18 protein-coding genes and 1 riboswitch are annotated in these 21,024 nt (G+C 43.8%); of the genes, 10 read left to right on the top strand and 8 right to left on the bottom strand.

Annotated elements, in window-relative coordinates; translation table 11 throughout:
• The first annotated feature begins 74 nt into the window (after positions 1-74).
• From AB5Z01_RS10250 to AB5Z01_RS10215, 8 genes are all read left to right on the top strand, one after another.
• Entirely contained in the window at positions 75-2,012 is a 1,938-nt protein-coding gene (locus AB5Z01_RS10250; protein ID WP_287214988.1) for a PTS beta-glucoside transporter subunit IIBCA, read from the top strand.
• Positions 2,013-2,067: 55 nt separating this feature from the next.
• On the top strand, positions 2,068-3,438 hold the full coding sequence (locus AB5Z01_RS10245) for a glycoside hydrolase family 32 protein (protein ID WP_287214986.1): 1,371 nt from the start codon (positions 2,068-2,070) through the stop codon (positions 3,436-3,438).
• A 14-nt stretch (positions 3,439-3,452) separates the two neighbouring features.
• A complete protein-coding gene (locus tag AB5Z01_RS10240; protein ID WP_332008598.1) occupies positions 3,453-4,406 on the top strand; it encodes a carbohydrate kinase in 954 nt (317 codons plus the stop codon).
• A gap of 267 nt (positions 4,407-4,673) precedes the next feature.
• On the top strand, positions 4,674-6,170 hold the full coding sequence (locus tag AB5Z01_RS10235) for a sodium-dependent transporter (protein ID WP_368365518.1): 1,497 nt from the start codon (positions 4,674-4,676) through the stop codon (positions 6,168-6,170).
• A gap of 375 nt (positions 6,171-6,545) precedes the next feature.
• Entirely contained in the window at positions 6,546-8,816 is a 2,271-nt protein-coding gene (locus AB5Z01_RS10230) for an ABC transporter ATP-binding protein (protein WP_287214983.1), read from the top strand.
• 16 nt (positions 8,817-8,832) lie between these two features.
• The gene (locus AB5Z01_RS10225; RefSeq protein WP_171028888.1) at positions 8,833-9,375 is read left to right on the top strand and encodes a DUF1854 domain-containing protein; all 543 of its coding nucleotides are present in this window, start codon (positions 8,833-8,835) and stop codon (positions 9,373-9,375) included.
• A gap of 35 nt (positions 9,376-9,410) precedes the next feature.
• Positions 9,411-11,591, top strand: coding sequence for an ABC transporter transmembrane domain-containing protein (locus tag AB5Z01_RS10220; protein WP_368365517.1), 2,181 nt, complete (start codon positions 9,411-9,413; stop codon positions 11,589-11,591).
• Between the two features lie 46 nt (positions 11,592-11,637).
• A riboswitch (Fluoride riboswitch) is annotated at positions 11,638-11,709 on the top strand.
• 41 nt (positions 11,710-11,750) lie between these two features.
• Positions 11,751-12,950, top strand: a complete 1,200-nt coding sequence (locus AB5Z01_RS10215; RefSeq protein WP_287214979.1) for a sodium:proton antiporter — start codon at positions 11,751-11,753, stop codon at positions 12,948-12,950.
• A 396-nt stretch (positions 12,951-13,346) separates the two neighbouring features.
• Here the strand turns inward: AB5Z01_RS10215 and AB5Z01_RS10210 are convergent, their stop codons facing one another.
• Together AB5Z01_RS10210 and AB5Z01_RS10205 are read right to left on the bottom strand one after the other, a co-directional pair.
• Positions 13,347-13,799 (bottom strand): DIP1984 family protein, encoded by a 453-nt coding sequence (locus tag AB5Z01_RS10210; RefSeq protein ID WP_287214977.1) that lies wholly within the window; start codon positions 13,797-13,799, stop codon positions 13,347-13,349.
• A gap of 12 nt (positions 13,800-13,811) precedes the next feature.
• A complete protein-coding gene (locus tag AB5Z01_RS10205) occupies positions 13,812-15,047 on the bottom strand; it encodes an RtcB family protein (protein ID WP_368365516.1) in 1,236 nt (411 codons plus the stop codon).
• Positions 15,048-15,188: 141 nt separating this feature from the next.
• On the opposite strand from AB5Z01_RS10205, the gene AB5Z01_RS10200 reads away from it, so the two are divergent.
• Positions 15,189-16,433, top strand: a complete 1,245-nt coding sequence (locus tag AB5Z01_RS10200) for a WYL domain-containing protein (RefSeq protein WP_287214974.1) — start codon at positions 15,189-15,191, stop codon at positions 16,431-16,433.
• A 257-nt stretch (positions 16,434-16,690) separates the two neighbouring features.
• Positions 16,691-17,377 (top strand): WYL domain-containing protein, encoded by a 687-nt coding sequence (locus tag AB5Z01_RS10195; protein ID WP_368365515.1) that lies wholly within the window; start codon positions 16,691-16,693, stop codon positions 17,375-17,377.
• 50 nt (positions 17,378-17,427) lie between these two features.
• Here the strand turns inward: AB5Z01_RS10195 and AB5Z01_RS10190 are convergent, their stop codons facing one another.
• The 6 genes from AB5Z01_RS10190 to AB5Z01_RS10165 all read right to left on the bottom strand — a co-directional run bounded on the left by AB5Z01_RS10190 (position 17,428) and on the right by AB5Z01_RS10165 (position 21,009).
• Positions 17,428-17,622: an acetyltransferase gene (locus AB5Z01_RS10190; protein ID WP_117863508.1), complete on the bottom strand. Its 195-nt coding sequence runs from the start codon at positions 17,620-17,622 to the stop codon at positions 17,428-17,430.
• A gap of 192 nt (positions 17,623-17,814) precedes the next feature.
• Complete coding sequence (locus AB5Z01_RS10185; RefSeq protein ID WP_287214970.1) at positions 17,815-18,933, bottom strand: iron-containing alcohol dehydrogenase family protein; 1,119 nt, start codon at positions 18,931-18,933, stop codon at positions 17,815-17,817.
• A 154-nt stretch (positions 18,934-19,087) separates the two neighbouring features.
• Positions 19,088-19,318, bottom strand: coding sequence for a hypothetical protein (locus AB5Z01_RS10180; protein WP_195221338.1), 231 nt, complete (start codon positions 19,316-19,318; stop codon positions 19,088-19,090).
• Between the two features lie 117 nt (positions 19,319-19,435).
• Positions 19,436-19,597, bottom strand: a complete 162-nt coding sequence (locus tag AB5Z01_RS10175) for a DUF4143 domain-containing protein (RefSeq protein WP_272125328.1) — start codon at positions 19,595-19,597, stop codon at positions 19,436-19,438.
• Positions 19,598-19,625: 28 nt separating this feature from the next.
• Positions 19,626-20,159, bottom strand: a complete 534-nt coding sequence (locus AB5Z01_RS10170; protein ID WP_287214967.1) for a hypothetical protein — start codon at positions 20,157-20,159, stop codon at positions 19,626-19,628.
• Positions 20,160-20,196: 37 nt separating this feature from the next.
• Positions 20,197-21,009 (bottom strand): hypothetical protein, encoded by an 813-nt coding sequence (locus AB5Z01_RS10165; RefSeq protein WP_287214965.1) that lies wholly within the window; start codon positions 21,007-21,009, stop codon positions 20,197-20,199.
• Positions 21,010-21,024 lie beyond the last annotated feature (15 nt).

The following is a 21,024-nucleotide window of genomic DNA, read 5'->3' as shown; positions in this document are numbered from 1 at the left end:
ACATAAATAATGAAACTGATAAAATGACATAGTTCGGACAAAATAATAAAAAGGCAAGCAAAGGACGGGATATTATGGATCACAGAAGTTCAGCTCGTGAGATACTTTCTGCTATAGGCGGAAAGGAAAATCTGGTCAGTGCCGCACACTGTGCCACAAGATTAAGACTTATAATCGCAGACAACTCAAAGATACAAAAGGATACCCTGGAGAACATTGATGTTGTAAAGGGCGTTTTTGAAGCTTCAGGACAGCTTCAGATCATCATAGGCACCGGAACGGTAAACAAGGTCTATGACGAATTTATCGCAGAGGCAGGCGTGGAAGCCTCTTCAAAGGACGAAGTCAAGGCTCAGGTGGCTCAGAAGCAAAACTGGTTCAAAAGGCTTATCAAAACTCTCGGCGACGTATTCGTACCTATAATCCCTGCTATCGTTGCAGGCGGTCTTATCATGGGAATAATGGAAGCTTTGAATTTCATGGCTTCAAACGGCTTTATCTCCCTTGACACAAATGGATATGTTTTCACCATATTCAAACTGCTTTCAAATGCAGCGTTCACATTCCTGCCGATACTTATTGGCTATTCTGCAACTAAGGTGTTCGGTGGCAACCCTTATCTTGGTGCGGTAATAGGAATGTTCCTTATCCACCCTGACCTGCAAAACGCTTGGACAGTTTCCACAAACGGATATGAGCAGACGTTCTCCATATTTGGTCTGTTCAACGTTCACATGGTAGGCTATCAGGGTCATGTAATTCCTATCATAATCGCTTCATTCATTCTTGCAACTATGGAGAAAAAGCTTCACAAGAAAGTGCCTGACATTGTCGACCTTTTCGTTACACCTCTTGTGAGCCTTACAGTAACAGCTTTTCTCGTTTACACCTTTATCGGTCCTGTATTCGTTGCCCTGGAAAATGGCATTATCACAGGCGTTCAGAAGCTTATCACTATCCCATTCGGCATTGGTTCGTTCATAATGGGCGGTTTCTATTCAACAACAGTTGTTGGCGGTATACATCATATGTATACTGTTATCGACATTGGTCAGCTTGCTAAATATGGTGCGACCTATTGGCTGCCTCTGGCATCTGCCGCAAACATGGCTCAGGGAGCTGCCTGCCTTGCGGTGGCAGTAAGAAGCAAGAACAATAAGATCAGATCAATGGCTTATCCATCTGCTCTGTCTTGTATGCTTGGCATCACAGAGCCTGCAATATTCGGTGTAAACCTTAGATTTGTAAAGCCTTTCATATTCGGCTCTATCGGCGGTGCTTGCGGAGCAATGGTCGCTTCTATCCTCCACCTTGGCGCAACTGCAACAGGTGTAACAGGAATATTTGCAATACTTCTTACACTCAACCACCCAGTGAAGTATATAATCTCAATGGCTGTAGCAATGGGCGTTGCATTCACTCTTACTTGGCTTTTCGGCACGAACAACGAGCAGATAAAAAACGAGAACAAGCCTTCCAAAAACAAGACAGAAAAGGCTGAACAGCCTGCACAGGCTATGGAAACAAAGGCTGAAAATGCAGACGTAGCAGATGACGGCATTATCACAGCTCCGCTTAGCGGCAAGGCTGTAAAGCTTGAAAACGTTCCTGACCAGACCTTTGCGCAGGGCATACTTGGTCTTGGTGCGGCAATAGAACCTACCGAGGGCAAGGTCGTTGCACCTGGCGACGGCAAGGTCGAAACGCTTTTTGACACTTTCCATGCAGTTGGTTTGACACTTGACAACGGCAAGGAACTTCTTATCCACGTTGGAATAAACACTGTTGAGCTTAAAGGCGAGGGCTTCAAGGCTTACGTTTCTGAGGGCGACAGAGTAACAAAGGGACAGACGCTTATCACTTTCGATATGGACTTTATAAAGAGTAAGGGCTATCAGACTATCACACCTGTTCTTGTGGGCAATTCAGACGAATTTGCCTCCGTTGAGGAGCTTGCAGAAGAAGGCACAGAAGTGACTATAGGAGATAGGCTAATAAAGGTAAACGCATAAAGTACAGACAAACCGTCAATAATCATAGTCAACGCATTAAAAGGAGAGGATATAAATGGATAACAAAGAAAAACTGGAAAACAGAGAAAGAATAAAGAACGCAAAATGGCGTCAGAGATTTCATATCGAACCGCCTGACGGCTGGCTCAATGATCCGAACGGTCTGAGCTTTTACAAGGACGAATATCATGTTTATTTTCAGTACAGCCCAATTGCCCCTGACGGTCACACGCCAAGAGGCTGGGGACATTATCACGGCAGCGATCTAATGCACATGACTTATGACAGAGCAGTTATGATGCCTGACATTCCTGAGGACAGCCATGGTGTTTACTCAGGAAGCGCCATTGAAAATGACGGTGTTCTGCATATTTTCTACACGGGTAATGTGAAGATGATAGGCGATTATGATTATGTCAAAGCCGGCAGAGGTGCAAACGTTATCCACGTCACCACCACAGACGGAAGCAAAATGAGTGAAAAGCAGGTACTTCTCAGAAACAGCGACTACCCTGATTTCTGCTCATGCCATGTGAGAGATCCAAAGGTGTGGAAAGAGGGCGACATATGGAAAATGGTGCTCGGTGCAAGAACTCTTGACGACGAGGGATGTGTGCTTGTATACCAATCTGACGATCTTATAAACTGGAAATACACCGGCAAGGTATACAAAGAGGGTTACGGCTATATGTGGGAATGCCCTGACTATTTCGAGATAGACGGCAAGGGCTTTTTAAGCACCTGCCCGCAGGGTATGCCTCACTATGAAACAAAATGGCAGAACCTCAACGAATCAGGCTACTTCCCTGTTCAGGGCAAGCTTGAGGACAGCGTTCTCGGTGACTTCACCGAGTGGGACATGGGCTTTGACTTCTATGCACCGCAGACATTTCTTGACCCACAGGGCAGGAGAATACTCATAGGCTGGCTTGGAATGGATAACAAGGTCTACAGCAATGCCACAACTGAGCTTGGCTGGCAGCACTGCCTTACCATACCGAGAGTTGTAACTGTTGCACCCAACGGCAAGCTCAGACAGCAGCCTATAGCTGAATTTGACGAGCTTAAAAGCAACGCACGCCGTCAGAGCAGCGGTCAAACTGCAGAATATCCTCTGCCATTTGAGCTTGACGGTGAGCCTGCGGACAGCTTCAGCATATCCCTTGACGGCAAGCTGGAACTTGGCTTTGATAAAGAAAAGCAGCTTTTTTCAATGAGATTTACCGATGAAAAATACGGCTGTGGCAGAACGGTAAGAAACGCAGAGATAGACAGCGTGAGAAACATAAGAGTTATCGCAGATATGTCAAGCATTGAAGTCTATATCAATGACGGCGAAACTGTGATGTCAACAAGAATATATCCCGATAATGACAGCGTAAAGCTTAAAGTAAACGGCTTTGAAGCACAGGTCTGGGACATCTGAGAGGAGGAACTGCAATGGGAAACACACTTTTTGCCATAGGCGAAGCACTGATAGATTTTATTCCTGCACAGACAGGCTGTGCCTTTGAAGAAGTAACGGCTTTCAGCCCTAAAAGCGGCGGAGCGCCTGCAAACGTCTGCGGAGCGTTCACTATCCTTGGCGGAAGCTCGAAATTTATCACTCAGCTTGGTGATGACCCATTCGGAAGAAAGATAGCAGGAGACCTTGCAAGGGCTGGAATCGACACTTCCCTTGTGAGCTTTACAGACAAGGCAAACACTGCTTTGGCTTTTGTGAGCCTTGAAAATGACGGCAACAGGACGTTCTCATTCTACAGAAAGCCCTCCGCAGATATGCTTTTTTCAGCGGAGCAGGTAAAAGAAGAATGGTTTGAGGACGCATACGCACTGCATTTTTGCAGTGTTTCTCTTGGAGATTTTCCGATGAAAGACGCACACAAAAAGGCTATCGCCTATGCACGTCAAAAAGGCGCAATGATAAGCTTTGACCCTAATCTGCGTTTTCCTCTTTGGAACGACAAGAAAGCTCTGCATGATACCGTGAATGAGTTTATACCAATGGCTGACATTGTGAAGATATCAGACGAAGAGCTTGGATTTATCACAGGTGAAAGCGACATCAAAGCCGCTCTGCCAAAGCTTTTCACAGGCAATGTGAAGCTTGTGATATACACCTGCGGCTCAGAGGGAGCATATGCTTTCACCAATAACGCACAGGCATTTGCAGAGAGCGAAAAGGTGAAAGCCGTTGACACAACAGGTGCAGGGGACGGATTTATAGGCTCGTTCCTATATGCACTAAAAACTCTCAATGTGACCGCCGAAGGTCTTTGTGACCTTGACAATGCACAGCTAGAACGCTGTATAGCGTTTTCAAATAAATTCTGCGGTGAAAGCGTTAAACATCAGGGCGCTATCGACTCCTACAGAAAAATAGAATTTATATAAATTTGCATAATAATTATCCTTTAATAATACATTTCCTTAAAACAAAGCCTTCCCATTTTGGGAGGGTTTTTGTTTTCGACAAATTTCACAAAACATTTTGCAGTATATGTAAGGGACAGCGCCCTCGACGTCCCGCTTTTGCGTTTTTGAAAGGCTTGTTTTTTAACACGTTTTAGCATAGTAATATGATACTTTGTGAAAATTTGACAAAAGATAAGATATACTATATAATAGAGATTGTATGACTATTTTTACAGGAGAATTATTATGAACGAAAATAAAAACAGAGCAACCTTTCAATCCCGATTGGGATTTATACTTGTGTCCGCAGGGTGTGCCATTGGTCTTGGCAACGTGTGGAAATTTCCATACATCTGCGGGCAAAACGGCGGCGGAGCTTTTCTGTTCCTATACCTTATCTGCCTTGTGCTGTTGGGGCTTCCAATACTCATATGCGAATTTGCCATAGGCAGAGGAAGCAACCGAAGTCTTTCTCAGGCTTTCAACCGACTTGAAAAGCCCGGTAGCCGATATCACTGCACAAAATACACGAGCATTGCAGGAAACTATCTGCTCATGATGTTTTACACCATGGTCACAGGCTGGATGTTATACTACGCTTTTAAATATGCCACTGGCTCGTTGGACGCTTCAAGCACCGCGGCAACGGCTGAGGCTTTTAAGGATATGCAAGCTTCCCCGTGGCTCATGCTCATATTCTCGGCTATCGTTATCATACTTTGTATCGGTGTTTGCGCACTGGGATTGCAAAACGGCATTGAAAAGGTAACGAAAATTATGATGATACTGCTTATGGCGCTCATGGTGGTGCTGGCGGTGAACTCTATCAGGCTGAAAGGCGCTTCTGATGGGCTTAAATTCTTTCTTGTGCCGGACTTTGACGTCTTTAAAGAAAAGGGCTTCACATCAGTGCTTTTCGCCGCAATGACTCAGGCGTTTTTCACACTAAGCATAGGCATAGGCACAATGGAGATATTCGGAAGCTATTTGAAAAAGGACCGCACTCTTGTAGGCGAGTCTGTGAACGTTATCGTTCTTGACACTGCCGTGGCTGTCGTTGCGGGACTTATCATAATCCCTGCCTGCTTTGCATACGGAATCGAGCCTGATTCAGGTCCGTCACTGCTTTTCATTACTCTGCCTAACGTTTTCCACCATATGGCTTCAAGCCGTTTGTGGGGAATATTCTTCTTCATCTTCATGTCATTTGCGGCGCTTTCCACCGTTATCGCAGTGTTTGAGAACATTATCACAATGTCGGTGGAACTGTGGGATTGGAGCAGAAAAAAATCACTTATTGTAAACCTTGTGATGATACTTGTGCTTACAATGCCTGCTGTGTTTGGATTTAACCTGCTGAAAGATATCCAGCCAATGGGCGCAGGTTCGACTATCATGGACCTTGAAGACTTTTTGGTATCATCGAATCTTCTGCCACTTGGCTCTCTTGTGGGCGTGCTGTTCTGCGTTCGCAAAAACGGCTGGGGCTGGGAGAACTTCATCAAGGAAGCCAACACTGGCAAGGGCAAGCATATCCCTGACGGACTTCGCAGCTACATGGCCTACGTTGTGCCTGCACTTATCTGTTTCATCTACCTCAAAGGATACTATGACACATTCTCAAACAGAAGTCTGCCGGTCCTTATAGGCTGGATGTGCTTTGCGGTGATACTTCTTGTGCTGATATTCTGGGCAACTTTCTCAAAAAGCAAAAAAAATTTGGAAAATCCTATTGACAAATAGAAAGTTTGGCTATATAATAAACCTTGCGTGATGTTTCACGAAAATTCGTATAATGATAAACGCTATAAGAATAAACTGAAAGGTGGTGGGTGAAATGAGAAATATTCTTTTTGATCTTCTAAAGACTAACGAGAATATAAGTCTTGCAAATAATGTAAGTTCAATATGCCTTTCAGATGTCATTTTGCCTGCCCTTATTGCCAAAAGCTAATGAGATTTTTATCAGCTTTCTGGATATTATACTGCAGATCTATTGCGACCTCTGATATCAGGTATCAGAGGTCTTTTTTTTTCCTGTTATAGGCAGTTACATTATGCGAATTTACAGAATTATATCGGAAGAATATGAAATTTATCCCGAAAAGGAGGGAATACATGAAGTTTTTTGACGTTTTGCCACAGCTTGCAGAAAACGAACTGCTAAAGCGTGGAGTTATGACTGACGAGCTGCTTTACTGCGTAAAAGCTGACCTTGACGGTGAGGGCGGATATGTGGACGTATACATAACTTTCACAAAAGACACCCTTTGCATACTCCGTGGCTATGAAGAATACGGAAAAATGAAGCGTGGGCAGAAGAGAAAAAATCTCGTAAGCTTCACAGTATCAGGCTATGATGAATACCCCATAGACAGCATTGAAGAAATGTTTGTTGACCGCTATGCAAATTCCGCAAGACTTATGATAAAGGACAAGTCAGGCAAGGAATTCCCTATAGCGAGGTTCTCACTTGGCTTTGCTGACAAATTTGAGAAATTCAGCCAGCGTGTGAACTGCACAGCCAAGAACGAGCCTATTGACGACCGCCTGCTGGAAGGAGTAAAGACCCACTGCCCTACCTGCGGTGAGCCTTATCCTGACCCTAACCGCCCTGTCTGTCCGAGATGTGTAGACAGACGCTCGGTGTTCAAACGCCTGCTTTCTATGTTCGGTGAATTTAAGGGTGCGGTATTTCTCATACTGCTCACCATAGTTTTAAGCAATGTTTTCGCAGTGCTTTCGCCGATATTCGGCTCTCAGATGCTCTATGATGATGTGCTTGCGGAAAACGGAAAATACTATGGCAAGATACTCATGATAGTAATGCTCATAGTTGGCATAAACATTGCAGGAATGATAATGCGTATCATTTCAGGCATTATAACCTCAAAGGTCGTGCCTGTTGTTACGCACCGGCTTAGGGTGAAGATATTCTCCTCAATGCAGCGGCTTTCCCTTGACTTTTTCACAAGCAAACAGACAGGCTCGCTTATGTCAAGAGTTGACCGTGACAGCCAGAATATCTACTGGTTCTTTACTGACATAGTACCATACGGACTTACAAATGTGGTAAAGATAGTGGGAATTGCAGTGATAATGCTCACAATTTCGCCACTTCTGTCACTTGGTATAATCCTCACTATCTCGGTGATAGAGATAGTTCAGCACCAATTTTACAAAAGCCAGCGCAAGCTTTACCGCAAATATGACGTTGCAATGCGTTCTGCAAACTCGGTGCTGTCTGACGTTATGAACGGTCAGCGTGTGGTAAAGGCTTTCGCCCGTGAGGACAGAGAGATAGAACGCTATAGAGTGAAAAACACTGACGCATTTTTGATAAACTCAAGGATAAACTCACGAATAGCAAACACTATCCCTGTTATATGGACGTTCTATAGGATAGTGAACAAGCTTGTTTTCTGCCTTGGCGCAGTGCTTGTTATAAAAGGTCACATACTATTCGGCGCACTTTCAGCACTTATTTCCTATACCGAAATGGCAATGGACCCTATCAACTTTTTCACATGGATAGGCGACCGCTGGGCAAAATGTATGGACGCCGCATCAAGAATGTTTGAGATAATGGACGCTCTGCCTACTGTAAAAGAGGACGAACACCCTGTTCACATGGAAAACATGAGGGGCGATATCGAGCTTAAAAATGTATCCTTTGAATATGAAGCAGGACACCCTATCATAAAAAACGTTTCCTTCAAGGTGCAGGCCGGGCATATGTTTGGGATCGTTGGTAAAACAGGTGCAGGAAAATCCACTATCATAAACCTTATGGCAAGGCTTTATGACGTAACAGGCGGTGAGATAACCATTGACGGCGTGCCTATCAGGAAGATAGCTTTTGACGATCTGCGCAGAAATATCGGTATAGTTTCTCAGGAAACTTTCCTTTTCATAGGGTCGATAGCTGACAATATCCGCTATGCAAACCCTGACACCACCATGGAAGAAGTTATCGAAGCGGCAAAGTCCGCAAACGCACATGAGTTTATAACAAAGCTCCCTGAGGGCTATAACACTAAGGTCGGCGAGGGCGGAATATCCTTGTCAGGCGGTGAAAAGCAGAGAATATCTATCGCAAGGGCTATCATTCAGAAGCCTAACATACTTATCCTTGACGAGGCGACCGCTTCCATGGACACAAGGACAGAGCGAAAGATACAAGCCGCTATCGACAATCTGAAACAGGGCAGGACGATTATTTCTATCGCACACCGCCTTTCAACTCTCCGTGACGCTGATATGCTCTGCGTTATCGAAAATGGTGAGCTTAAAGAAATGGGTACACATGACAAGCTCATAAAAGAAAAAGGCAAATATTTCGAGCTTTACAAGCTGCAATCTGAAGCATTGCAGTTCATAAACGAATAGTAAGGAGATGAACACAATGGCTGAAAATATTACCGCTGAGCAGGAGGTTTATGAGGTCGATAAGCTGACCTTGCTTGACTGCAAAAAGATACGCCTTGCAAAGGAAGAAAGCGGTTTTCTTACCCTCGATTATGAGGGCAGGACTTATCACAAGGTAAACCCCACAAGGCTCATACCATTTTACTCAAAGACCACCTACATAAGCCTTTCATACGAAAATTCTGAAAAAGAATTTCGTGAGATAGGCGTTATAAAAGATATGGCGGAGCTTGACGGTGAGCAATACAAGCTTCTTGACAGCTATCTTGAATACAAATACTATATGCCTGAGATAACAAAGGTCTACAGCATAAAGGACAATATGCGTGGTGCGATCTTTGTAAAGGCTGACACCACTTCGGGACAGAAAACTATCTGTATCCGTGACTGGTATCAGAATTTCAGAATGATAGGCTATGATTATCTCTACGTCAACGACGCAGACGGCAACAAATATTTCTGTCCTGACATTCACAAGCTTGACAGAAAAAGCCGTCAGGTGCTTGAAATGTACACCTAAAAGGTGTTAGACCACACTGAAAGGAGTGTGAAAATATGGATCTAAAAACTTCTTTGCCACAGAATGCCCCGGCAGACATTGTTTACTCCCTGCCTGCAAACTTCACCTGTAAGGGCGACAAAATGGACGGACATTTCTGCGTGACAAAAGAAAAGATATACATTTACAACGGCAGTGAGATAACACTTGAATACAGCATAGACGATTTCTCCGAGTTTGAGTGCAAACAGCAGATAGGCACTTCAATGGCTCAGGGAACGCTGAAAAGCGGTGAAACTATCTGCTTCTGCGGTTTTTCACAGGATCAGTTTCTCAGATACGCCGAGCTTATGAAGCTTCTTGACCACTGTTTGCGCACAGGCGAGCTTATGGAGATAACTGACACGGAAGAGCCTGTCTGCCCCAAATGCGGTCTGCCGCTAGAGGGCGCAAAGGAATGTATCTACTGCACAGGCAAGGGCAAGACAATGGTCAAGCTCATAAAACGCATTGTGCCATACAAGAAATATTTTGCGATCGCAGTTATATGCACGATACTTTCCGAGCTTATATGGGTGCTTGCGCCATATCTTGACAGAGTTATAATCGACAAGTATGTTACTCCGAAAAACACCCATTGGGCAGGCCTTGCAGGAGTTATCATCACTATCGTCACCCTGCTGCTTTTGGCAGGAGTGTTTGAGTTTTTCAACATGAAAAACAGCTTCAAGGTCGCACTCAATTTGGGTCGTGACCTAAGGCAGGAGATATTTGAAAAGTCACAGCAGCTTTCCATGAACTCCATATCAAAGCGAACAGCAGGCGAGCTTATCAACCGTGTTTCAAGCGACGCCGCAAAGCTTGAGGACTTCATCACTGCAAACGGCAAGGACGCCATAGTAAAAATACTTTCCCTTGTGATAATAGGCATACTGCTTTTTATCATGGACTGGCGGCTTGCGCTTATGACAGTTTTGCCTGTGCCGATAGTTTTCATAATAGTGCAAAAGCTTTTTGACGCCATGGCGATACGCTACACAAAGGTATGGAAAAATGGCGTTTCTCATGGAGAAACTTTGCATGATATTTTAAACGGCATAAGAGTTGTAAAGTCCTACGGCAACGAGGTAAGGGAGATACAGCGTTACACAGAATGTTCCGAACGCTGGGCGAAAAGCTGTGTTCGTGCGGAAATGATGTGGTATCTCACCATTCCTGCCTCAGAATTTATCCTCACCATTGGTAACTTCTTCGTACTGTATTTCGGTGGAAACATGATTCTCGACCACACCATGACATTAGGTCAGCTTATACAGTTCACCACCTACGTTGCAATGCTTTACGAACCTATACGCTGGATCATACAGATACCGAGAAATCTTGCGGACACCTCAGTTTCCGCAGGCAAGGTCTTTGAGATACTTGACGAGGACACTGACGTTCGTGATTGTGATGACCCTATTGACCTTGACATTCAAGGCGATATTGAATTTGACGGCGTTTATTTCGGCTACAAGGTATACAATCCTGTGCTGAAAGACATAACCTGCAAGATAAACAAAGGCGAAATGATAGGCATTGTGGGACACTCAGGTGTGGGAAAATCCACAATGATAAATCTTATTCTCAGACTTTATGACTGCACACAGGGAGAGATACGCATTGATGGTGTGAACATAAAGGATATTGCACAGCACAGCCTGCGTTCACAGGTGGGCGTGGTGTTGCAGGAAACTTTCCTTTTTGACGGAAACGTACTTGAAAATATAGCATATGCAAAGCCTGACGCTACCTTTGAGGAAGTAATAAGGGCAGCGAAAATTGCGAATGCACATGACTTTATCACAAAGCTCCCTGACGGCTACAACACCCGAGTGGGCAACAAGGGCTATCAGCTTTCGGGCGGCGAACGTCAGAGAATTGCCATTGCAAGAGCGATACTCCATGACCCTAAGATAATAATACTTGACGAGGCGACGGCTTCTCTTGACACTCAGACGGAAAAGCAGATACAAGACGCTTTGGGCAAGCTCACAAAGGGCAGGACGACAATTGCAATTGCTCACAGACTTTCCACCCTCAGCAACGCCGACAGGCTTATCGTCCTTGACAAGGGAAGACTTGCAGAGTTCGGCACTCACGCTGAACTTATGCAGAAAAAGGGCGTATACTACAAGCTTGTTATGGCTCAGCGCCAGACCACAAAAATGAAAAAAGCCCAACAGCAGACCTGCTAAGCACTTGACATTATCACGGCAATGTGGTAAAATACAATAGTAAAATCTCATATCGGGGAATGATGTTCTCCCCTGGGAAACCTAAACCGCTTATTAAGCTGATGACTTCTGTTTTTACGCAGGAGTTGTCAGCTTTTTTGATTTTTGGGAGGTATAATTATGTTATTTTCACTGGCTGTGATCTTTCTTGTGGGGCTGTCAGCCGCCGCCATTTTTCAGGCTATCGGTATGCCGAGGATAATCGGTATGCTTGCAACGGGCATTCTCACAGGCACTTACGTTTTTGATCTGCTGGATCCTAAGATACTTGGCATATCCTCAGAGCTTCGGCAGATAGCCCTTATCATTATCCTTATCAAAGCAGGGCTGTCACTCAATTTGTCCGACCTGAAAAAGGTGGGCAGACCTGCGGTCATGATGTCATTTCTGCCTGCAAGCTTTGAGATACTGGGATATTTTATCCTTGCTCCGCTGCTTCTTGGGATAAACCACACGGAAGCCGCTGTTATGGGTGCAGTGCTTGGTGCGGTATCCCCTGCGGTGGTAGTGCCGAGAATGGTGAAGCTTATGGAAGAAAAATACGGCACTGAAAAAAGCATACCGCAAATGATACTTGCGGGAGCTTCATGCGATGATATTTTCGTTATCGTGCTGTTCTCCACATTCGTAACAATGGCACAGGGTGGCTCTGCAAAGGCGACAGATTTTCTCAATATCCCCGTGTCAATAATCCTCGGAGTGCTTCTCGGCTCACTGTCAGGGTTTGTGCTTTTCTATATTTTTGAGATATCCTACCACAAAGGTAACAAAATAAGAAACAGCACAAAGGTCATCGCTATCTTGGGCTTTGCGTTCCTGCTCATGTCAGCGGAAACATTTTTGAAGCCTTATGTGGCTGTATCGGGACTTCTTGCAGTTGTGGCAATGGCTTGCGTGATAAAAATAAAGGCTGACAAAAACGTGTCTGCAAGGCTTTCAGAAAAGTTCGGCAAGCTTTGGATAGCCGCTGAGGCTGTGCTTTTTGTCCTTGTTGGTGCGGCAGTGGACATACGCTACACCCTTACGGCAGGTGCGGCGGCTGTGCTTCTTATTTTCGGAGCGCTTATTTTCAGAGCCGTGGGCGTATGGATATGTCTTCTCGGCACGAAGCTGACTCTTAAAGAAAAGCTTTTCTGTGTAACGGCATATATGCCAAAGGCGACAGTTCAGGCGGCTATCGGCTCAGTGCCGATGTCCCTTGGTCTGCCCTGCGGAAAGATAGTGCTTTCTGTGGCTGTGCTTGCGATCCTTATCACAGCACCGCTTGGTGCAATAGGCATTGACCGCAGCTATAAAAGGCTTCTTGCACATGAGGAGTAAAAGGGCGTAAAATAGGCGATTGCGGCACTCTCTGCACATTTTATGAGTGAATAATTTTTGATTTCACACATTTTATGAGTGAATAATTTGAGCATTCACACATTTTATGAGGGAATATTTTGTGTATTTGCACATTTCACGAAATATTCTGATGACATTGCATAAAAAAAGCGGCACGACCAAATCAAGGTCATGCCGTTTTTCATATCCCTACCCTATCTACAGTTGATGCAAGGTGGTAATAAAAATTTGTTACGATACGCATGTTACGTTGCTGGCAATGCGTTGTCAAATGAGGACTTGAACCTCTGAAACCTGCCCGAAGTTTCTGTCCATAATCAGCACATTCTCTGCTGATAGAGATACATCCACCCTGTAGATATCCCACCCATTTCATCACACCAGTTCTGTTGTCCAGTTCAGCTCCTGAATTTTCTCGTCCACAGTTCTCAGTTCTTTTGCAAGACCGTCAACCGTTTTCTGTATCTCTGTCACAGGCACAGTGCTGACTATTTTTATCTCTGTTCTTGTCATTCTTGTGACACGGTCGCTTGCGGTATCCAGAAAATCCCGCAATACCCTTACCTTCTTTTTCAGGCAATCCCTGTGTGCAAGAAGCTCTGTGATAGTCTTGCCCTCGTATACTGTTCCGCTGTTGGTAAGATTTATCCGTGCCACCAGATCTTCAAGACGGACTATCAGCCTGTCAAGCTCCTCCATAAGAGCCTTTGGGTCTTCCGCAGGAACATCGCCCTCCTGCACCTTTGCGTTATTGTCAAGTCTGACTGAGATCGTGTTTATTCTGTTCTGGATATCAGAACGTTCAGCCAATGCAGTTGCAAGTTTCATATAAATTACCTCCTATCCTTTGACAACACCCACTGTGAAAAGCTTCTTTATAGGGGTGGTCAGGTCACTTTGATTTTTCATAACAACATCTATATCCTTGTAAGCAAAGCGGCACTCCTCAGCCACGTCTTTCTTACTGGTCTTTCCAAGCACCACGTTTCTTTGCCTCAGGTCTACCATAACAGACTCAACGGAGAATTTCTCCTTTGCGCCTGTGCGTGAATAGTTTCTGCCTGCACCATGAGAAGAAGTCAAAAAGCTTTCAGCCTTGCCCATGCCCCTGACTATATAGCTGTTTGAGCCCATAGAGCCTGGGATTATAGCGACTTCGCCCTCAGCCGCATGGATAGCGCCTTTGCGGTGTACCCACACGTTCTCACCGTAGTGATTTTCCAGTGCGGCATAGTTATGGTGACAGTTTATCTCGTCACTATAGTTTGGTGTGATACCCGTATACTTCTCAACCTGCTCAGTGAAAATATGCTTTACCTTTTCAAGCATTACCTCTCTGTTTTCAAAAGCAAAGTCCATTGCAAGCTTCATCCAGTTGAGATATCTCTGACCCTCGTCTGTATCCACAGGGAGAAACGGCAAATTATACTCTGAGGGAACAGTTGAAAAATACTTGTCATTAATCTCATGGGCTATCTTGTTGAAATACTGCCCTATCATGTTGCCGAACATTCGACTTCCCGAATGGAGCATTATACAAGCCATGCCGTTTTCGTCTTCCTGTATCTCGATAAAATGGTTTCCGCCGCCAAGCGAGCCAACGGAATAATATCCCTGCTCGATAAATTTCAGCAATTCGCTGTCAGCATCGTATCTTTCTATCTCGATTTGCGCCTTATCAAGCACGGCAGAAGTCTGTGGCTTGCCATAATGACTAAAACCCACAGGGATAGTACGGAGTATATTTCCTACTATCACCTTTATAAGCTCGCCGCTCCCTGTTACAGTGTCACGAAGAATGTTCACAGGGATATCTGTCTGCACGAATGCCATTCCACAGCCGATGTCAACGCCAACTGCATTTGGGATTACCGTATTTTTGCAGGCTATCACACCGCCTATAGGCATTCCCTTTCCTGTATGAGTATCAGGCATCAATGCGATATGGTCATGGGCAAATGGAAGATTTGCAAGGTTTATCGCCTGCTCAAGACAGCTTTCCTCGATATCGTCTATAGACTCTGTCCATATCTTGATCGGTACTAGCATTTTATCTTTATCATAATATTCAAACATTTTGTGTACCTCCTGCTTTTGCTGTTGTATGTATTATAGCAGATAGATACAAAATAATCATATAAAAAAAGTGCGAGGTTTTGTTATGTATTGCAATGGGAGTATAGATTTGGTATAATGTTATCAAAGGAGGTGTTCTGAATGGCGGTATATTCTGAACTTATAAAAAATTTTGAGAAGATAAGAGAATATGTGCGTGATTTCTATATCTTTGGATTTCACACAAGAGAAAGCTTTGACGCAAAAAGCAAGCGCACCTATGACAACGAAAAGCGCAGGATAGAAAGCTGGCTTTCAGACCACGTTCACACCTCTTTAGAGGGTCACAAAAAGAAAGTATCTGTGCAGGTGGATTCGGGGAACATTTTTCAAAACCCACTGTATCAGTGCTATCGTTCAAAGACCTTTACGGACAATGATATCCGTCTGCACTTTATTTTAATGGACGCTCTTGAAGATAACGCCATGTCGGTATCGGAGATAGCAGACTATATTTCTGCAAACTACGGCATGATAATAGACGTGCAGATAATCCGTATCAAGCTAAAGGAATATGTAAAAGAGGGCTTGGTGTCGGAGGTCAAAAGCGGAAGAAATATCCTATACACAAAGACCAACTGTTATGCTGACGATATCGTAAGTCAGTATAAAGGCTTGGGGGATATGATAAAATTCTTCTCTGAGGAAAATCCTTTTGGCGTGGTGGGCAGCTTTATCATGGATAAGCTGGGTGCGAAAAATAATATTTTTGTGCGTAAGCACGCTTACATGGTGCATACTCTTGATGATGAGATACTCATTGATATCATGGGGGCAATGGAGCAGAAAAAGGCTGTTCTGCTATCCTGCGTAAGCCGAAAGAACGACAAAAAGCACGAGATAACAGCCGTTGTGCTGAAGATACATTGCTCGGTGCAGACAGGAAGAAATTATCTTATCATGTATTTCACAAAGCAGAAACGTTTGATGTCTGTAAGGGTGGATTCCATAGTGAAAGTGACTCCTCTTGATGTGGTAGCTGACTATGATACATATTACAGATATTATGAGGACAACCGCAGATTTTTATGGGGAACGAGCTTCGGAAAAGCTCGCAAATACGGACAAAAAGAGCATATCCACATGGAGATAGCGGTAGACGAAGCAAAAGAAATGTATGTTGTGAAGCGTTTGGAACGTGAAAAAAGAAGCGGTACTGTAACAAAGAAATCCGACGGGCTTTATGCCTTTGACATTGACATTTTTGACGCTAACGAAGCCTTTCCATGGATAAAAACGTTTATCGGCAGGATAGTGGCATTTGAAACAACAAATGAGGAATTGCAGGATAAATTTGATTCGGATATCGCAAGGCTTTATGAGATATACGGAGGTGCTTACGAATGAAACTGTTTTCGGAAATTTACAACACCTATTACAGCATAACGGAGAAAATCCTGAAATGACACACTGTCACAAAGGCTGAAATAGCAGATATCATCAGGCAGAACGGCTTTTCTGAAAGCGTTCTTTTCCTCGAGCCTAAGCTCACATGTGAGGGCGGATATGGTCTGCTGAAAAAAGAGGACGGCTTATACAGATCTATCCTGAAAAAAGAGCCTCATATTCCGCTGACGGCACTTGAAAAAGCGTGGCTTTGTGCGGTGCTAAGCGACCCGAGAAGCGGTCTGTTTCTTGACACTGATCAAAAGTCGCAGTTAGCGGAACTGCTTGGTGCGAAAAAGCTATATCAGAGAAACTTTTTGACCTGCTTTGACCAATATTCTGACGGTGATGATTTTCATGACCCACAATACATACAGCATTTTCGGGATGTACTCTCGGCTATCCATGGCAAAAAGCTTATCAAAATAAGCTTTCAAACAAGAAAAGACAACCGCATCACACACTATTTTCTGCCCACAAAGATAGAATACTCTGCCAAAAACAACAAGTTTAGGGTATATGTAAACCGATACCAAAAGCGCAGAATGGTGGACAGCGGAATTATAAATCTGTCGCAGGTCACGCTAACTAAGTTGACAGATATAACGCCTGATAGCTTTTTAGCTGTCACAGACAAGAAAAAACAGGCAAAAATAAAGATACTTAACGAGCGAAATGCAGTAAATCGTTTTATGCTTGAATTTGCAGAGCTTGAAAAAGAGTCGGTCTTTGATGAGAACAGCGGTGAATGTATGGTATCTATTAAATATGATGAGCAGAACGAAAATGAGATAATAATACGTTTGTTATCATTCGGACCTGTGGCGGAGGTGCTTTCGCCATATGATTTTCGCATGAAAATCAAGGAGAGGGTGGACAGGCAGTTGGCTTTGATAAAAAAATAAAACAAAGGCTCTCTGCCGTTTATATGGCAGAGAGCCTTGCTTTTTATCGTTTAAAAAATTTGCCCGTCAAGCAACATCACAAAGTCAAGCTTCGGCACAAAATCAGCGTCATTTCTAAGCTGACTAAGCACATAATGTTCAAGACAGCCGGGACGGTAAACGTTCCAAAAACTCTCCCTTACAAGGTTTTCGACTTCATAGTATTCTTCTTTTTTCTCTAAACGAATCACAATATTTTTATCCATTGTTTTACCTCCTGAATGTTGTAAATGTCAACTGCTTCTCAGCGGGAGGTTTTAAAGATCGCCGTAAACCTCCCGTTTACGCTGCAATCTCCATTGTGTTGTACTTATTCAAAAAGCACTCTCCTATTTTTATTATTTATAACAAAGCCATACGGCTCAGTCACCATTTATATATGCTGTTGTTCTTTGTTATTATGCCTTTGCTAGAAATTCCTTTCCTGCCTTATCGGTATCAAGTATCGCCTTGATAAACTTTTTTTCTTTAGGCTCGCCAGGAACATAAGTCCACTCAACAACGCTTGCCGCCTTATGTGCAATGGCTGGGACATCTTCTTCTGTCAGAGCTATCTCTCCTAATGTGCATGGCAGACCTATACTGTGGTTGAACTCAAAAATGTGCTGACGTTCTTCATACTGCTCGTCATATGTAAGCAGGCAAAGCACGCCGAATGAAACTATCTCTCCGTGGAGGTGATCATGCTCGCACTTTGGAAACAGCGAAGCGCCATAGTAAACGCAGTGGGCAAGAGATGAATTATAATAGTAATCGTCCTTTGGATCGGGGTTGTTCTGATGAACAGTAAAATTTGAAACAAGACCTGTTGTAATGATGATATCAAGAGCTATCTGCTCGATATTCTTTGAAGAAACGTTATTTCTGCAATCCTCAAGTGCTTTTTTTCCGTAGGATACAAGCGGTTTTGTGCATGCCTCTGCAAGAACTCTACCAAGCAAAGGCGTATGTGTCATATCCTTATCACGGCAGGCAAAGACCACCTCGTACTCTTTGCTGAGAGCGTCACCGATACCAGCCCAGAAAAGCTTTTCAGGTGATTCTGCGATTATTTTAGTGTTGATGAAAGTATGAAGTGCAGGGGCTTTGAGGTAAGCGTATTCCTTGAAAGTGCCGTCAGCGTTGTAGATAACAGATATTGCCGTGCAGGAAGCGCAGTTTGAAGCAAGGGTCGGGAAAGTGAAAAACGGCTTGTCCATTCTGTCGCAAAGGGTCTTTACAGTATCAACGGCACGTCCGCCGCCAACGCCAAAGACCATATCTGCATTTTGCACTTCCGGCATAGCTTTAAGCATTTCAATGTTCTCATAATTTGAGTCGCCGCCATACCATATGAAGTCGGTTATCTCAAGGTCAGAGCCTTTGAGAGCCGCAAGCAGTTCAGGCTTAGCCTTTTCCATAGCGGTCTTGCCGCCGATAACAACAGCGGTTTTTCCATAACGTCGGGTAACATAAGGTATTTCTTTGTAGCAATCGTCGCCAATAGAGTAGCTTGGTAAAAATTCGTTGTAAGACATATTCTTTCCTCCGTTATTTTTAACGGCATTTTCTACCGTCATAATTATATGATTTAATAATACAACTATTTATAGAGCAATTTTGTGATATTTTGTTAATAATTTATAAAAATATATCAAAAAGCGGCACTCTCACTGAGAGTACCGCTACATATTATTCTTCCTCGCGGATAGTCTTAACGCCAAAAACAAAATATACCACATGGCAGACCCAAACCACTGCCACTGTTCTGCCCGCGCCCTCGTCACGAAGCACTATGAGTATCACCGCTTCGTTAAGGCTGTCATGATTGCCTGTCGGCTCGTCAAGTATAGCGAACATCTTGTCCCTTGCCGCCATGCCGTTCATAGCAACGTGAAAAAGAAAGCTGCCTAACCTTCTCATTTGTATGAAAAAAAATCAGCCGAGAGCATCAAATTACACAGAGCGTCATTGTCCTTAAATTATTACCTGAAAATTATATCATATTTTTGCAGTTTGTCAACTGTTGTGGAGTTTAAGCTATTTCAACTTCTGTGGAATTTTATTTACCCGAAGATCATCTTGAGCTTCACTATCAAGCATCGCTACCAATAAACCGCTATCAGCAAAATATAGCTTAAATTTATTGTTGTCATAATTCCCTTTCAAGGGTAATTCAGGAAAGTCTAAACAGTAACACACATTTATGATTCCAGCATTGTCAAGCCAATCAATGCACTGCCTCTGCGATAGTTACTGCCACATTTCCTACTTTTGTGAGATCTGTAACGTCCGATGAAAGCCCACCGCTGAGGGTGAGATCTGTGCTTATTGTGAGAATTTCGTCATCGACAGCCTTGCCCTCGGCTGTAGGTATGGTAAATTCGTCATTTGTGAAAGTGCCTTTTACAATGCTGTATTCATCAAGAGGCTGGTATGTAAGATCAACGTCGATTGCCGCATTGGAATGGTTTGTAACGCTTATATCATTGCCCTTTGCAGACCATTCGCCCTTGGTATCAATGTCATATTCGTGGGTTTTAGCGTTCCAAGTCTTTGTTCCGTTCACGCTGTATGTGAACTCCATTTCGCCCCACACAACGTCGGCACTGATAGTTTTTGAAGTCTTGATATCCTCAACATACTTTGCCTTTACAGTGATATTCTTTTTGATGTTTCCGTCATCAGCCTCCGCTGCAAACGCCGCCGTGCTGAGAGTTGCCACAAGTGCAAATGCAATTGTGATAGAAATTGTCTTTTTCATAAGTGAGTTCTCCTTTTTTATAATTAATTTTTATTACTTACATATTTGGTGCGTCGCCTATCCCGTCCCACCTGCCGTCAAGTCCAATAAATCGTCCGTCAATAGTGGTGTTCTTTGCTATTGAACTGTTTCTGTCTATATAGTACCAATCGTCATTAACATTGAGCCAGTCTGTGTGCAATTTGCCGTAATCCCATGGATAAGACAAATCGTACTCGCCACCATTGTTGCTGCCTGTGAGCACCTTGCCGTCTTCATCGGCATAATACCATTCTTCTCCGCCGTCCTTAAACCAACCTTTCACCATATTGCCGTCTTTATCAAAATAGTACCAATCACCAGTGTCCTCATCCTTTACCCAGCCAGTTTCCTTATAACCAAGTCGAAAATAATACTTTGTGCCGTTCACGTTTGCCCAGCCGTGAGGATAGACATTCACTGTAACAGTGCCGGTAGTCTTGCTTTCAAAATGCTCTGTTGGTTTACCTGACAGGCTCAACTTACAATTCTTACTTTCTGAGATAGGCACTATTAGCTCACTGCTTGAAAAATAGCCTTTTATCTCGTCCATGCCCTCTGCTTGTTTGTATGAAAAATCCGCCATAACACCCACATTTCCTGTGTTTGTCAAAGTAAAATTTCCACCGCTGTCAGACCAACAGCCACCTTTATATGAGTGGGTCTCAGGATCCCACTGCCCGTCTGTATAGGTGAACTCCAATGAGTCCCAAGTAATGTCGATGCTCACCTGCACTTCTGAGTCAGAATTATCCGCAGATGCAGAAACAGACACTAACAACGCCGTGGCAATTCCCATAGCTGCAAAAAAAGCTTTTACCTTTTTATCCATATTTCACCTCTCATC

The organism is Ruminococcus sp. RTP21359st1_H3_RTP21359_211015 (assembly GCF_040909065.1).
GTDB classification, from domain to species: Bacteria; Bacillota; Clostridia; order Oscillospirales; family Ruminococcaceae; genus Hominimerdicola; species Hominimerdicola aceti.
Note: the sequence above shows the minus strand (reverse complement) of the source record. Positions and strands in the feature narration are given on the sequence as shown.

Bases quoted from the DNA above. Each gene is read 5' to 3' on its own strand.
- AB5Z01_RS10215 (WP_287214979.1), top strand. From the start codon at position 11,751: ATGTTATTTTCACTGGCTGTGATCTTTCTTGTGGGGCTGTCAGCCGCC.
- AB5Z01_RS10245 (WP_287214986.1), top strand. From the start codon at position 2,068: ATGGATAACAAAGAAAAACTGGAAAACAGAGAAAGAATAAAGAACGCA.
- AB5Z01_RS10235 (WP_368365518.1), top strand. From the start codon at position 4,674: ATGAACGAAAATAAAAACAGAGCAACCTTTCAATCCCGATTGGGATTT.
- AB5Z01_RS10180 (WP_195221338.1), bottom strand. From the start codon at position 19,318: ATGAGAAGGTTAGGCAGCTTTCTTTTTCACGTTGCTATGAACGGCATG.
- AB5Z01_RS10200 (WP_287214974.1), top strand. From the start codon at position 15,189: ATGGCGGTATATTCTGAACTTATAAAAAATTTTGAGAAGATAAGAGAA.
- AB5Z01_RS10165 (WP_287214965.1), bottom strand. From the start codon at position 21,009: ATGGATAAAAAGGTAAAAGCTTTTTTTGCAGCTATGGGAATTGCCACG.
- AB5Z01_RS10240 (WP_332008598.1), top strand. From the start codon at position 3,453: ATGGGAAACACACTTTTTGCCATAGGCGAAGCACTGATAGATTTTATT.
- AB5Z01_RS10210 (WP_287214977.1), bottom strand. From the start codon at position 13,799: ATGAAACTTGCAACTGCATTGGCTGAACGTTCTGATATCCAGAACAGA.
- AB5Z01_RS10185 (WP_287214970.1), bottom strand. From the start codon at position 18,933: ATGTCTTACAACGAATTTTTACCAAGCTACTCTATTGGCGACGATTGC.
- AB5Z01_RS10205 (WP_368365516.1), bottom strand. From the start codon at position 15,047: ATGTTTGAATATTATGATAAAGATAAAATGCTAGTACCGATCAAGATA.
- AB5Z01_RS10230 (WP_287214983.1), top strand. From the start codon at position 6,546: ATGAAGTTTTTTGACGTTTTGCCACAGCTTGCAGAAAACGAACTGCTA.
- AB5Z01_RS10225 (WP_171028888.1), top strand. From the start codon at position 8,833: ATGGCTGAAAATATTACCGCTGAGCAGGAGGTTTATGAGGTCGATAAG.
- AB5Z01_RS10190 (WP_117863508.1), bottom strand. From the start codon at position 17,622: ATGGATAAAAATATTGTGATTCGTTTAGAGAAAAAAGAAGAATACTAT.
- AB5Z01_RS10250 (WP_287214988.1), top strand. From the start codon at position 75: ATGGATCACAGAAGTTCAGCTCGTGAGATACTTTCTGCTATAGGCGGA.
- AB5Z01_RS10170 (WP_287214967.1), bottom strand. From the start codon at position 20,159: ATGAAAAAGACAATTTCTATCACAATTGCATTTGCACTTGTGGCAACT.
- AB5Z01_RS10220 (WP_368365517.1), top strand. From the start codon at position 9,411: ATGGATCTAAAAACTTCTTTGCCACAGAATGCCCCGGCAGACATTGTT.